We start from the raw sequence: 13199 nt of genomic DNA, 5'->3' as shown, positions 1-13199 counted from the left end.
TCTTTTCGCAGGAAATGCGCCAGTCTCCGGCAGCTCGTTTGCCGCTCTGCGCCGCTCCTGGGTGTCCATATTCACAGCGTACATAAAGGCTTTTCATGACGCGATATGTCTTCGTCACCGGTGGTGTGGTTTCTTCTCTGGGCAAGGGAATTGCAGCCGCATCCCTGGCGGCTGTTCTGGAGGCGCGCGGCATCCGGGTCACGCTGCTCAAGCTGGACCCCTATATCAACGTCGATCCGGGCACCATGAGCCCGTTCCAGCACGGTGAAGTGTTCGTGACCGAGGACGGCGCCGAGACCGACCTGGATCTGGGCCACTATGAGCGCTTTACCCACACCACCATGAAGCGCACCAACAACTTCACTACCGGCCGGGTCTACAACACCGTGCTCAAGAAGGAGCGCCGTGGCGATTACCTCGGCGGCACGGTGCAGGTCATTCCGCACATCACCGATGAGATCAAGCGCCGGGTAGTACTTGGCGCCGGCGATGCCGACGTCGCGATTGTGGAGATTGGCGGCACCGTGGGTGATATCGAGAGCCTGCCTTTCCTCGAGGCCGCGCGCCAGCTGCGGGTGGAAGTGGGGTCCAGCCGCGCCCTGCTGATGCACCTGACCCTGGTGCCGTACATCGCCACTGCCGGGGAGATCAAGACCAAGCCCACCCAGCACTCGGTCAAGGAGCTGCGCTCTATCGGCCTGCAGCCGGATATCCTGCTGTGCCGCTGCGCGGTACCCATTGACGAGGGCGCCTGCAAGAAAATTTCCCTGTTTACCAATGTCGAGGAGCGCGCAGTCATCCCGCTGCTCGATGCGGATTCCATCTATCGGATTCCCGGTATGCTGCACGCTGCGCACCTCGACCAGTTCGTGGTCGAACGCTTTGGCCTTGACTGCCCCCTGGCAGATCTGGCGGAGTGGGACGACGTCCTGCGCCGGGAGTTTGCCGAGCCGCGCGGCACCGTGCGCGTGGCCATGGTGGGCAAGTACATGGACCTGCTGGACGCCTACAAGTCCCTTAATGAAGCGCTCAAGCATGCGGGTCTGCAAACCCTGGTGGCGATCCAGGTGGACTACATTGATGCCGAGGATATTGAGCGCGACGGTACCGGTGTGTTGGCTCAGGCGGATGCAATCCTGGTTCCCGGCGGCTTTGGTGACCGCGGTGTTGAGGGAAAAATCACCGCTGTGCGCTATGCCCGCGAAAACAATATCCCGTTCCTGGGCATTTGCCTGGGGATGCATGTCGCCCTGATCGAATACGCGCGCAATGTCTGCGCTCTCGAGGGTGCCAACTCCACTGAAATGCAGGCGTCCACTCCACATCCCGTCGTCGCACTGATTACCGAGTGGCAGAACGCAGATGGCTCTACCGAGCAGCGCGATGCCAGTTCCGATCTGGGCGGCACCATGCGCCTGGGAGCACAGACCTGTTACCTCGAGCCCGGCTCCAAAGTGCGGGAGATCTACGGCGCGGACACGGTGGTGGAACGCCATCGCCATCGCTACGAAATCAACAACAACTATGTCGAGCAACTGGTGGCGGCCGGTATTCGCATCGGCGGCTGGTCCGCGGACAAGGCTCTGGTGGAAATGGTCGAACTGCCGCAGCATCCCTGGTTCGTCGCCTGCCAGTTCCACCCGGAGTTCACCTCCCGCCCCCGCGGTGGCCATCCGCTGTTCAGCAGCTACATCGAGGCAGCGCTCGCCCATGCCCTGGGCTGAGCGGCTGCCGGAGGCCCGCCGGTGACGCAGCACACGGTACACCTGGGCGCGGTGCCCATAGCCAACGATGCGCCCTTTGTCCTGCTGGGTGGGGTCAATGTCCTTGAGAGCCGGGACTTCGCCCTGCAGGTGGCGGAGCACTATGCGGATGTCTGCGCCAGGCTGGGTATCCCGCTGGTCTTCAAGGCGTCCTACGACAAGGCCAACCGCTCCTCGATCCACTCCTTCCGCGGTCCCGGCCTGGAGCAGGGGCTGGCGATCCTGGCGGAGGTCAAGGCGCAGTTCGGTGTCCCCGTGATTACCGATGTGCACACGCCGGAGCAGGCCGCCCCGGCGGCCGAGGTCTGCGAGATCATCCAGCTGCCGGCTTTTCTCGCCCGGCAGACCGACCTGGTGGCGGCCATGGCTGCTACCGGGGCCATCATCAACATCAAGAAGCCGCAGTTCCTGAGTCCCTCGCAGATGGCCAATGTGGCGGAAAAGTTTCGCGAGTGCGACAACGACCGCCTGCTGATTTGTGAACGCGGCAGCAATTTCGGCTACGACAACCTGGTGGTGGACATGCTGGGTTTCGGCGTCATGAAGAGAACCTGCGGCGACATCCCGCTCATTTTCGACGTCACCCACGCCCTGCAGTGCCGGGATCCCCTGGGTGCCGCCTCCGGCGGGCGCCGGGAGCAGGTGCTGGAGCTGGCGCGCGCCGGCATGGCCACCGGCCTCGCGGGCCTGTTTCTGGAGGCGCACCCGGAGCCCGCGAGGGCGCTGTGTGACGGGCCCAGCGCGTTGCCGCTGCATCAGCTCGAACCCTTCCTCGCCCAGGTCAAGGCGGTGGACGACCTGGTCAAGAGCCTGCCCCCGCTGATTATCGAATAAGTATCTGCCAACTGGAGTTTACGCAATGAGCAAGATTGCCAATGTACAGGCCTTTGAAGTCATGGATTCCCGCGGCAATCCGACCGTCATGGCCGAAGTGACTCTGGCCGGCGGCGCAGTGGGCGTGGCCTGTGCGCCCTCCGGCGCCTCCACCGGCTCCCGGGAGGCGCTGGAGCTGCGGGATGGCGACAGCAAGCGCTATCTGGGCAAGGGCGTGTTGACGGCCGTCGGGCACGTCAACGGCCCCATCCGGGAGCTGCTGCTGGGGCGCGATCCGGCGCAGCAGCGCGAGCTGGACACGGCCATGATCGAGGCCGACGGTACCGAGAACAAGGCGCACTTTGGCGCCAACGCCATTCTTGCGGTGTCCCTTGCTGCCGCCAAGGCCGCGGCCCAGGCGCGCAAGGTGCCCCTGTACCAGCACATCGCCGAGCTCAACGGCACCAGCGCGCTCAGCATGCCGGTGCCGATGATGAATATCCTCAACGGCGGCGAGCACGCCGACAACAACGTCGATATCCAGGAATTCATGGTGCAGCCGGTTGCCGCGCCGACCTTCGCCGAAGCCCTGCGGGCCGGCGCCGAGATCTTCCAGCATCTGAAAAAGGTGTTGGCCTCCCGCGGCCTCAGCACCGCCGTCGGTGACGAGGGCGGTTTCGCGCCCAATCTGCCATCCAATGAAGCGGCGCTGGAGGTCATTGCCGTGGCCGTTGACAAGGCGGGGTACAAGCTAGGCCGCGACATCACTCTGGCTCTGGACTGCGCCGCGTCAGAGTTCTACCGCGACGGTATTTACGACCTCGCGGGCGAGGGCAAGCGCTTCAGCAGCGAGGAGTTCTGCGACTACCTGGCCGACCTTGCCGCCAGCCACCCGATTGTCTCCATCGAGGACGGGCTCGACGAGTCCGATTGGGACGGCTGGAAGCTGCTGACCGACAAGATCGGCGACCGGGTGCAACTGGTGGGCGACGACCTGTTTGTGACCAACACCCGCCTCCTCAAGCAGGGCATTGAGCGCGGCGTGGCCAATTCCATCCTGATCAAGTTCAACCAGATCGGCAGCCTGTCCGAGACCCTGGACGCCATCGCCATGGCCAGGGAGGCCGGTTACACCGCGGTGATCTCCCACCGCTCCGGGGAAACCGAAGACACCACGATTGCCGATCTGGCGGTGGCCACGGCCGCGGGCCAGATCAAGACCGGTTCCCTGTGCCGTTCCGACCGGGTTGCCAAGTACAACCGGCTGCTGCGCATCGAAGCGGAGCTGGGGGGCCGCGCGCCCTACCGGGGTCTGGCTGAGATTGCCGGGCGACGGTAAAGTTGGCGCCGGTAAACTGGCCGCCGCGGCGATGAAATACCTCCTGGTCGCGCTCGTCGCCTTGCTGGGCGTGCTGCAGTATCGCCTGTGGATTGCCGAGGGCAGCCTGGCGGAAAAGCACCGGCTGCAGCGGGAGGTGGAGGCGCAGCAGGCCGTCAACCGCGAGCTGGAGGCACGCAATGCGGTGCTGGAGCGTGAGGTATTGGACCTGCAGACCGGTAACGACGGGCTGGAGCAGCGGGCCCGGGAACAGCTGGGGCTGGTGCGCGAAGGCGAGATTTTCTACCAGTTTGTCCCCGAGTCGGAGCGCCCCGCGGCCTCGGTAGGCAGCGACCACAGCCGCGCGGTGGGCACCGCAAAGGCGAGCGCAGTTCCCACCGCGCCCGACACGCAGACCGTGGCTGAATGAAGTCCGAGGCGCGCTGCTGGGGCGTCATACCCGCGGCCGGTATCGGCGCCAGAATGGCGGCGGCTCAGCCCAAGCAATATCTCGAGGTCGCCGGCAAGAGTCTGTTGCAACACAGTCTCGACGCCCTGTTGGCCATTGCCGCGGTCGAGGCTGTCGTGGTCGCCCTGGGTGAGGGCGACGCCCGGGCGCCCGCCCTGGTCGCGAACTCCCGGGTGCGGCTGGCAGTGGGCGGTGCCCGCCGCGCGGATTCGGTACTGGCGGCGCTGCGGGTTCTGCAAGAATTTGCACATGAAGACGACTGGGTCCTGGTGCACGATGCGGCCCGTCCCTGCCTGTTGCCGGCGGACGGCGAGCGCCTGGTGGCAGCGGTGCTGGCGAGTGGCACCGGAGCCCTGCTGGCGGAGCCGGTAGTGGATACCATCAAGCGGGTTGCCGCCGATGGGCGGGTGCTGGGCACCCTCGACCGCAGCCAGCTCTGGCGCGCCCAGACCCCACAGATGTTCCGCCTGGGGGAACTCGTGGGCGCTCTCGAGGGGGCGCTGTGGGCGGGAGCCGCCATCACGGACGAAGCTTCAGCCATGGAGTGGGCCGGCCACCCGGTGGCGGTGGTGCCCGGATCATCCCGCAATCTCAAGGTGACGGTGCCGCAGGATCTGGCGCTGGCGGCCTTTTACCTCAGCGAGTCGATAACAGGATGACGGGTATGCGCATTGGATACGGGTTTGACGTACACCGGTTTGGCCCCGGGCTAGAGGTCACCCTGGGCGGTGTGGCCATTGCCCACACCCGGGGCCTGGTGGCGCACTCTGATGGCGACGTGCTGGTGCACGCCCTCTGCGACGCCTTGCTCGGCGCCATCGGCCGCGGTGATATCGGCCGCCACTTTCCCGACACGGACCCGGCCCTGGCCGGCGTCGACAGCCGCCAGTTGCTGCGCAAGGTGGTAGAGCAGGTACACGCCGAGGGTTGGGTGCTGGCGAACATGGATGCCACCCTGGTCGCCGAGACTCCACGCATGGCGCCGCACGTCGACGCCATGCGTGCCAATCTGGCGCAGGACCTGCTGGTGACGGAGGGTCAGATCAACGTGAAAGCGACCACGACGGAAAAGCTGGGATTCACCGGTCGCGGCGAAGGCATTGCCGCGCATGCGGTGGTTCTGCTGGTCGCCGCCGCACCGTGATCGCACCGCGGCCTCGCGCAACAGCGGATCTGCCGGTCAGGGCATTGATTCGCAGTGTGCCGGAAGACTTTGTGGTCAGGGAGCAGCTCGGCTTCGAACCGGACGGCAGTGGCGAACATGTGTTCCTGCACCTGCAGAAGCGCGGCCTCAACACCCAGGACCTGTTGCAGCGGGTTTCGGCCCTGAGTGGCATTCACTTGCGCGACATCGGCTATAGCGGCCTCAAGGACCGCCGCGCCGTAACCAGCCAGTGGGTCAGCGTGCGCATGGCGGGCAAGCCGGAGCCGGACTGGCAGCAACTGGCAGTGGCGGGTGAGGTAGAGCTGCTGGACTGCCGGCGCCACTCACGCAAACTGAAGCGTGGAGTGCACCGCAGCAACCGCTTCGAGCTGCGGCTGCGTGAGCTGGAAGGCGACAGCGATGCCCTGCAGGTGCGTCTGCAGCTGCTCTCCCACCAGGGTGTGCCGAATTACTTTGGCGAACAGCGTTTCGGCCGCGGTGGCGCCACCCTGGCGCAGGCCCGGCTCTGGCAGCAGCGCGGCGCACGCAAGCTGTCCCACAGCAAACGCGGCCTGTTGTTGTCAGCACTGCGCGGGCATCTGTTCAATCTGCTGCTGGCACAGCGGGTGGCAGCGGGCAGCTGGAACCGCCTGTTGCCGGGCGACGTCTGCATGCTGCAGGGGTCCCGCAGCCTGTTCCCCTGCACCACAGTGGATGCGGAGCTGGCGGCGAGAGCCGCGGCGGGGGACGTACACCCGGGCCTGCCCCTGTGGGGCCGGGGCGAGACATTGCAGGGTGCAGGGCAGTTATCGGAGCAGGCGGCAATCCTGGCTCCCGAGGCGGCGCTGTGCCGGTTCCTGGAGGATGCCGGGTTAAGTCTGACTTACCGCCCGGCGCGGCTGCTGCCGGATGACTTTTCCTGGCGGTTTTGTGATGATGGCGCGCTGCTGCTGGGGTTCAGTTTGCCCCCCGGGAGCTATGCGACCGCAGTGCTGGCGGAACTGGCAGATTACCGGGAAGAGCAAGGGGAGAGTGGTAACAGCAGTGAATAGTGTGGATCTCAACGGCATCGGCATGACCTCCCAGCGCACCCGTGAGAGGTTGGTTCAGCGCATGGTGGAGCAGGGGATCGGCAACCAGCGCGTGCTCGATGTCATGCGCACCACGCCCCGGCATCTGTTCCTGGATGAGGCCATGGCGCACCGCGCCTACGAGGACACAGCCCTGCCCATCGGTTTTCAGCAGACACTTTCCCAGCCCTATATCGTCGCCCGCATGACCGAGCTGTTGCTGGAACAGGGCCCTCGCAGCCGGGTGCTGGAAGTCGGCACCGGCTCCGGCTACCAGACAGCGGTGCTCGCCCGGCTGGTGGAACAGGTATGGAGCGTGGAGCGGATCAAACCTTTGTTGGACAAGGCTCGCCAGCGCCTGCGGCAGTTGAAGCTGCGCAATGTCACCCTGCGCCATGCCGACGGCAGTTTTGGCTGGGAAGATGCGGGCCCCTTCGACGGGATCCTCAGCACCGCGGCACCCGAGCGCATACCCGAGGAGTTGCTGCGGCAGCTCGCGCCCGGTGGCTGCCTGGTTATTCCGGTGGGCGGCACCAGCCAGCACCTGCAAGTGGTAACCCGTACCAGCGAGGGTTTCGATACCCGAATTGTGGAAGCCGTGCGTTTTGTGCCCCTGCGTCCGGGCACGGTGAAGTAGTGACGCCACTGGGTGTTTACCTGCGGGGTGTACTCATGGGCGCGGCGGACATTGTCCCCGGTGTTTCCGGTGGCACCATGGCATTCATTACCGGTATTTACGATCGCCTGCTGGGCAGTATCCGCGCCTTTGACCTGCGCTGCCTGCGGCTGCTCTGGCAGGGGCGGGTTCGGGATGCCTGGGAGCATGTCGACGGCGGTTTCCTGCTCGCCCTGGTGCTGGGTATCCTCACCAGCATTCTCTCCCTGGCCCGGCTGGTGTCGTGGCTGCTGGCAGAGTATCCGGTCCCCCTGTGGGCGTTCTTCTTTGGCTTGATCCTGGCGTCGGCGCTGGTGCTGGTGCGCCACGTTCCCCACTGGACAGCGTCCCGGGTGGCCTGCCTGCTCGTCGGCCTGGTGCTGGCCGCGGGCATTGCGCTGTCCCCGGCTGTGGCCATGGCTCCGGGGCTGCCCGGTATTTTCCTGGCCGGCTTTATCGCCATTTGTGCGATGATTCTGCCCGGAATTTCCGGCAGCTTCATTCTCATTTTGCTCGGCATGTATGGCCCGATCCTCAATGCGGTAAAGAATCTGGAACTGGACGTGATGGCGGTATTTGCGCTCGGCGCCGGATTGGGCTTGATGTGTTTCTCGCGGCTTCTGCACTGGCTGCTGCATCACTACCACGCGGCCACCATGGCCCTGCTGACGGGCTTTCTGTTTGGCTCGCTGCTGGTGGTGTGGCCCTGGAAGCACGCCCTCGACTGGGTGCTCGGCAGCGACGGTGAGCTGCGTCCCGCCCAACAGGTGCCGGTATTGCCCTGGAATTTCGCCGGCGAGCCCCTGCTCTCCATCTGTGTGGCACTGATGGTCGTCGGCTTCGCTCTGGTATGGCTGGTGGACCGGAGGTGGGGTGATGGCTGAATACCCCGTAGCCTGGCGGGCCGAGGGAAACAGGTGCATGCCCGTGGCACTGCTAATTACCCTGGCCCTGCTGTTGGCGGGCTGTGCCAGCGGACCCAAGGCCCCGATCGAGGATCGCCAGACCCGCGCCGCGAGCGCACTGCCCGCGGCCAATGCCTATCTGGTAAAGCGGGGCGACACCCTGTATTCGATCGCATTTCGCTTTGGTCTGGACTATCGCGATATGGCGGCCGCCAACGGCATCGGAGCTCCCTACACTATTTATCCCGGCCAACGGCTGACCCTGATTGGTGGCCGGGCGGCAGGCTATAGCGCCAGCCCGCAACCGGTGGCCCGAGCCACGCCTGCACCGAGGGCGCGGGCGTCTGCGCCACCTCCAGCCACGGTTGTGCGCCCCGAGCCCTCCCAGGCTCCCGTGGTAACGCCACCGTCATCGACCGCTGCTAGAACAGTGTTGCCGGCGGCGCCCGTACCTGCGACACCTGCTCCCAAGCCTCCTCTGGCAGCGGTGTCAGCCTGGCGCTGGCCCGCATCCGGACCGGTCAGCCGGGGTTATTCGGCGACAGTACACAAGGGCATTGATATCAGCGGCAAGCGCGGCGAGGCAGTTGTCGCGGCGGCGGCCGGCGAGGTGGTGTACGCCGGTACCGGGATTGTTGGCTTTGGCGAACTGCTGATCATCAAGCACGATGACGTGTACCTGAGCGCCTACGGCCACAATGACCGCCTGCTGGTTGCCGAGGGTGAACGGGTCAGCGCCGGGCAGCAGATCGCGGAGAAGGGCAGCAGCGGCACTGATACGGTGAAACTGCATTTCGAGATCCGCCAGGAAGGCAGGCCGGCTGATCCTCTGGGGCTGCTGCCTCGGAGGTAGGTGGGGGGCCGCCCAGGTGTCTGCATGCCGTATGTCTTGTGCTGAACATTCCCCTTGGGGTAATCTGCAAGAACGGCCCGTATACGCTCAGCAATCAGCGCGCATTAAATGAGGTATAGCCATGGATGTGGACACCAGAAAAACACGCCCCAAACGGAGGGCCGCAGCGAGCAAGACCTGCTCCGGGAATCCGCGTAGCGCCCTGTCACGACAGAAACCTGAAGTGCCCCCGAACGAAGACGCAGAAGCCGGGCAGTCGCTGGCTGACCGCGATGCCGACGAGCTCCCCCCCGAAGATAGCGGTGACGATGCCGAGCAACAGGCGTTTGATCGCGCCCGGTCCGCCCGTTGCGCGGAAAAGTCTCTGGACGCGACCCAGCTCTACCTGAATGAAATAGGCTTTTCTCCCCTGCTGACAGCTGACGAAGAGAAATACTATGCCCGTCTGGCCCGCAAGGGCGACAAGGCTGCCAGGGCCCGGATGATCGAAAGCAACCTGCGCCTGGTGGTGAAAATTTCCCGGCGCTACATCAATCGCGGCCTGACCCTGCTGGACCTGATTGAAGAGGGTAATCTGGGCCTGATCCGCGCGGTGGAAAAGTTCGACCCGGAGCGCGGTTTCCGCTTTTCCACCTACGCCACCTGGTGGATCCGCCAGACCGTTGAGCGGGCGATCATGAACCAGACCCGCACGATTCGTCTGCCCATTCATGTGGTCAAGGAACTGAATGTCTACCTGCGCGCCGCGCGCGAACTCACCCAGAAGCTGGACCATGAGCCCAGCGCGGAAGAAATTGCCCAGATGCTGGACAAGCCGGCAGAGGATGTGAAGCGACTGCTGGGGCTAAACGAGCGGATCACCTCCATTGATGTGCCGGTGGGACCGGAATCGGACAAGGCAGTGCTGGAGACCATTGCCGATCTGGGCGGCAATGACCCTTCCCAATTGCTGCAGGACAACGATATTCGCGACAGTATCAGCCACTGGCTGGACGAGCTGTCGGAGAAGCAGCGGGAGGTGGTGTCCCGGCGTTTCGGGCTCCGTGGGCACGAAAGCAGTACCCTGGAAGAGGTCGGTCGGGAGATCGGCCTGACCCGGGAGCGGGTGCGCCAGATCCAGGTCGAGGCCCTGCGGCGCCTGCGTCAGATCATGGAGACCGAGGGCCTGACCGGGGAGTCCCTGTTCAGCTAGGCCTGGCACCCTGCCTCCAGGAGGCGGGGTACTACCGCTCCAGCAGGGCCAGCTTGTTGGGTTTGTGGGCCCACTCCTCGGCGTCGGGCAGCGCCGGCTTCATCTCGGTAATGTTGGGCCAGATTTCCGCCAGCTCGGCATTGAGTTCCAGGAAAACCTGCTGGTCTTCCGGCAGCTCATCCTCGGAGTAAATCGCATCCACCGGGCACTCGGGCTCGCACAGGGCACAGTCGATACACTCGTCGGGGTGAATGACCAGAAAATTTGGGCCCTCGTAGAAGCAGTCCACCGGGCAGACCTCCACACAATCCGTGTGCTTGCACTTGATACACTGTTCACCTACAACGAAAGTCATGCCACTTTGCCTCATCTGCCCGTGGGCCGGTTCGAAGGTGGGGAAGTTTAACCGCTGCGGGGTGAGTTTTAAAGTGGTTGGCCTCGTTTCAGGCTAGTCCAGTCGGGCGCGCATTCGGTAGAGCAGCTCCAGCGCCTGGCGCGGGCTCAGGCTGTCCACGTCCAGTGCTTCAAGCTCCTTCAGCACCGGGTGCGTGGCGGGTTCGGTAAACAACTCGGCCTGAGCGGGCGCCGGTGCGGTCCCGGCGCGGTCCCGGCCCAGTTCCAGCTCCCGCAGCTTGTCCCGGGCGGCGCGCAACACCGGGTCCGGAATCCCTGCCAGCTTCGCCACCTGCAGGCCGAAGCTGCGGTTGGCGGGGCCGTCCTGAATGTTGTGCAGGAACACCACGTGGTCCTGGTGTTCCGTGGCATCCAGGTGCACATTGGCCATGGTCGGGCACAGCTCGGGCAGGGCGGTGAGCTCGAAATAGTGGGTGGCGAACAGGGTGAAGGCGCGGACCTGCTGCGCCAGCTGGATCGCCGCTGCCCAGGCCAGGCTGAGGCCGTCGAAGGTGCTGGTGCCGCGGCCGACCTCGTCCATCAGGACCAGGCTGCGCTCGGTGGCGTTGTGCAGGATATTGGCGGTCTCCGTCATCTCCACCATGAAAGTGGAGCGGCCGCTGGCGAGGTCATCCGAAGAGCCGATGCGGGTGAAAATGCGGTCGATGGGCGACAGGCGGGCGCTGCTCGCCGGGACAAAGCTGCCGCTGTGGGCAAGCAGGGCGATAATTGCATTCTGCCGCATATAGGTCGACTTGCCGCCCATGTTGGGGCCCGTGATCAGCAGCATGCGGCGGTGCTGGTTGAGCAGGGCGTCATTGGCGATGAAGGGCTCCTCCAGCACCTGTTCCACCACCAGGTGGCGGCCACCGCTGATCTCGAACAGCAATTCGTCGCTGAACTCGGGCTGGCACAGGCGCAGGGTCTCGGCGCGCTCGGCCAGGTTGGCCAGCACGTCCAGCTCCGCCACCGCGGCGGCACTGTCCTGTAGCGGGGCCAGATCCTCGTTCAGGCGTTCCAGCAAGGCATCGTACAGGCCTTTCTCGCGCGCCAGGGCCCGGCTTTTGGCCGACAGGGCCTTGTCCTCGAAGGTTTTCAGTTCCGGGGTGATGAAGCGTTCGGCGTTTTTCAGGGTCTGACGCCGCTGGTACGTGTCCGGGGCCCGGTCTGACTGGCCGCGGCTGATCTCGATGTAGTAGCCGTGGACCCGGTTGTAGCCCACCTTTAAAGAGTTGATGCCGGTTGCTTCGCGCTCGCGCTGCTCGATCTCCAGCAGGTAGTCGCCGGCGTTGCTGCTGATGCGGCGCAGCTCGTCCAGCTCTGCGTCGAAGCCTGTGGCGATCACCCCGCCGTCGCGAATGACCACCGGGGGGTTGTCACCAATTGCACTTGCCAGCAGGTCACAGAGCTCCGGAAATTCCGCCGCTTGCTGCGACAGGGCGCCGAGCCGCTCCGCAGCGCAGTTGCCCAGTGCCGAGTGTAGCGCCGGCAGGGCTTGCAGCGAGCTGCGCAGGCGGGTCAGGTCCCGGGGGCGGGCGGAGCGCAGGGCCACCCGGCTGAGGATGCGCTCCATGTCGCCGATGGGCTTGAGTGCTGCCCGCACGGGCTCGTATACGTACTCTGTACACAGGATCTGAATCGCCTTGTGGCGCTGGCGCAGGACGCCGATGTCCGTGAGCGGGCGATGCAGCCAGCGCCGCAGCAGGCGGCTGCCCATGGCGGTGGCACAGCGGTCCATCACCGACAGCAGGGTGTTGCTTTCCCCTCCGGCCAGATTGCGGTCGATCTCCAGGTTGCGGCGGGTGGCGGCATCGAGGATCACGCTCTCCGCCCGGCTTTCGTGGCCGATACCGCGGATGTGGGGCAGGTTGCTGCGCTGGGTGTCTTTTACATACTGCAGCAGGCAGCCGGCGGCGCCCAGCGCCAGGCCCAGCCCGTCGCAGCCAAACCCCTGTAGATCGTGGGTCTGGAACTGCAGGTTCAGGGCCCGGCGCGCGCTGTCCTGGTCGAACTCCCAGACCGGCTGGGCGCGGGCGCCGCGGCGCCCGGTCACGACCGGGTAGGCAAGGCTGTCCTGATACAGTGTTTCCGCCGGGTTCAGGCGCTGCAGTTCGCTGGCCAGGGCCTCCTCGCCGGCCACCTCCAGCACCCGGAAGCGGCCGCTGGCCAGGTCCAGCCAGGCCAGCCCGAACTGATCCCGGTGCTGTGCCACTGCCAGCAGCAGGTTGTCCGCCCGCTCCTCCAGCAGGGCCTCGTCGCTGAGCGTGCCCGGGGTGACGATGCGCACGACCTTGCGTTCCACCGGCCCCTTGCTGGTCGCCGGGTCGCCGATCTGCTCGCAGATCGCCACCGAGACTCCGGCTTTCACCAGCCGCGCCAGGTAGCCCTCGGCCGCGTGGTAGGGCACCCCGGCCATGGGGATGGGTTCGCCGCCGGACTTGCCGCGGGCAGTCAGGGTGATGTCCAGCAGCTCTGCCGCCCGTTTGGCATCGTCAAAGAACAGCTCGTAGAAGTCGCCCATGCGATAGAACAGCAGCTCCCGCGGATGCTGGGCCTTGATCCGCAGGAACTGCTGCATCATGGGAGTGTGGGTTTCGATGGGCTGTTCCCGGGCGGACATGGAA

13 protein-coding genes are annotated in these 13199 nt (G+C 65.3%); 11 read left to right on the top strand and 2 right to left on the bottom strand.

All coding sequences use genetic code 11. The features are described 5' to 3' along the window. Positions 1-95 precede the first annotated feature (95 nt). The 11 genes from Q6D67_RS06025 to rpoS all read left to right on the top strand — a co-directional run bounded on the left by Q6D67_RS06025 (position 96) and on the right by rpoS (position 10182). Positions 96-1724 carry a CTP synthase gene (locus tag Q6D67_RS06025; RefSeq protein WP_304704687.1) on the top strand — a complete coding sequence of 543 codons (1629 nt, stop codon included), beginning with the start codon at positions 96-98 and terminating at the stop codon, positions 1722-1724. Between the two features lie 21 nt (positions 1725-1745). Beyond that, the gene (gene kdsA, locus Q6D67_RS06020; RefSeq protein ID WP_304704686.1) at positions 1746-2597 is read left to right on the top strand and encodes a 3-deoxy-8-phosphooctulonate synthase; all 852 of its coding nucleotides are present in this window, start codon (positions 1746-1748) and stop codon (positions 2595-2597) included. A gap of 25 nt (positions 2598-2622) precedes the next feature. After that, positions 2623-3915, top strand: coding sequence for a phosphopyruvate hydratase (gene eno / locus Q6D67_RS06015; RefSeq protein WP_304704685.1), 1293 nt, complete (start codon positions 2623-2625; stop codon positions 3913-3915). 31 nt (positions 3916-3946) lie between these two features. Next, the gene (ftsB, locus tag Q6D67_RS06010) at positions 3947-4324 is read left to right on the top strand and encodes a cell division protein FtsB (RefSeq protein ID WP_304704684.1); all 378 of its coding nucleotides are present in this window, start codon (positions 3947-3949) and stop codon (positions 4322-4324) included. Then, a complete protein-coding gene (ispD, locus tag Q6D67_RS06005; RefSeq protein WP_304704683.1) occupies positions 4321-5022 on the top strand; it encodes a 2-C-methyl-D-erythritol 4-phosphate cytidylyltransferase in 702 nt (233 codons plus the stop codon). The genes ftsB and ispD overlap by 4 nt, the downstream gene beginning before the upstream one ends. Positions 5023-5027: 5 nt before the next feature. After that, positions 5028-5507 (top strand): 2-C-methyl-D-erythritol 2,4-cyclodiphosphate synthase, encoded by a 480-nt coding sequence (gene ispF, locus Q6D67_RS06000; RefSeq protein WP_304704682.1) that lies wholly within the window; start codon positions 5028-5030, stop codon positions 5505-5507. Positions 5508-5551: 44 nt separating this feature from the next. Next, positions 5552-6559 carry a tRNA pseudouridine(13) synthase TruD gene (truD, locus tag Q6D67_RS05995; RefSeq protein WP_304704681.1) on the top strand — a complete coding sequence of 336 codons (1008 nt, stop codon included), beginning with the start codon at positions 5552-5554 and terminating at the stop codon, positions 6557-6559. Next, on the top strand, positions 6552-7214 hold the full coding sequence (locus Q6D67_RS05990) for a protein-L-isoaspartate(D-aspartate) O-methyltransferase (RefSeq protein WP_304704680.1): 663 nt from the start codon (positions 6552-6554) through the stop codon (positions 7212-7214). The genes truD and Q6D67_RS05990 overlap by 8 nt, the downstream gene beginning before the upstream one ends. Continuing rightward, entirely contained in the window at positions 7214-8116 is a 903-nt protein-coding gene (locus Q6D67_RS05985; RefSeq protein ID WP_304704679.1) for a DUF368 domain-containing protein, read from the top strand. Before Q6D67_RS05990 ends, Q6D67_RS05985 begins: the two co-directional genes overlap by 1 nt. 37 nt (positions 8117-8153) lie before the next feature. Then, the gene (locus Q6D67_RS05980) at positions 8154-8990 is read left to right on the top strand and encodes a peptidoglycan DD-metalloendopeptidase family protein (protein WP_304704678.1); all 837 of its coding nucleotides are present in this window, start codon (positions 8154-8156) and stop codon (positions 8988-8990) included. A 223-nt stretch (positions 8991-9213) separates the two neighbouring features. Beyond that, a complete protein-coding gene (rpoS, locus tag Q6D67_RS05975; protein ID WP_304704677.1) occupies positions 9214-10182 on the top strand; it encodes an RNA polymerase sigma factor RpoS in 969 nt (322 codons plus the stop codon). 31 nt (positions 10183-10213) lie between these two features. Here the strand turns inward: rpoS and fdxA are convergent, their stop codons facing one another. Both fdxA and mutS read right to left on the bottom strand, forming a co-directional pair. Continuing rightward, entirely contained in the window at positions 10214-10537 is a 324-nt protein-coding gene (fdxA, locus tag Q6D67_RS05970) for a ferredoxin FdxA (RefSeq protein ID WP_304704676.1), read from the bottom strand. Positions 10538-10630: 93 nt separating this feature from the next. Next, entirely contained in the window at positions 10631-13195 is a 2565-nt protein-coding gene (gene mutS / locus Q6D67_RS05965) for a DNA mismatch repair protein MutS (protein WP_304704675.1), read from the bottom strand. Positions 13196-13199 lie beyond the last annotated feature (4 nt).

It is taken from the genome of Haliea sp. E1-2-M8 (assembly GCF_030649675.1).
In the GTDB taxonomy this organism is placed as follows: Bacteria; Pseudomonadota; Gammaproteobacteria; order Pseudomonadales; family Halieaceae; genus Haliea.
Note: the sequence above shows the minus strand (reverse complement) of the source record. Positions and strands in the feature narration are given on the sequence as shown.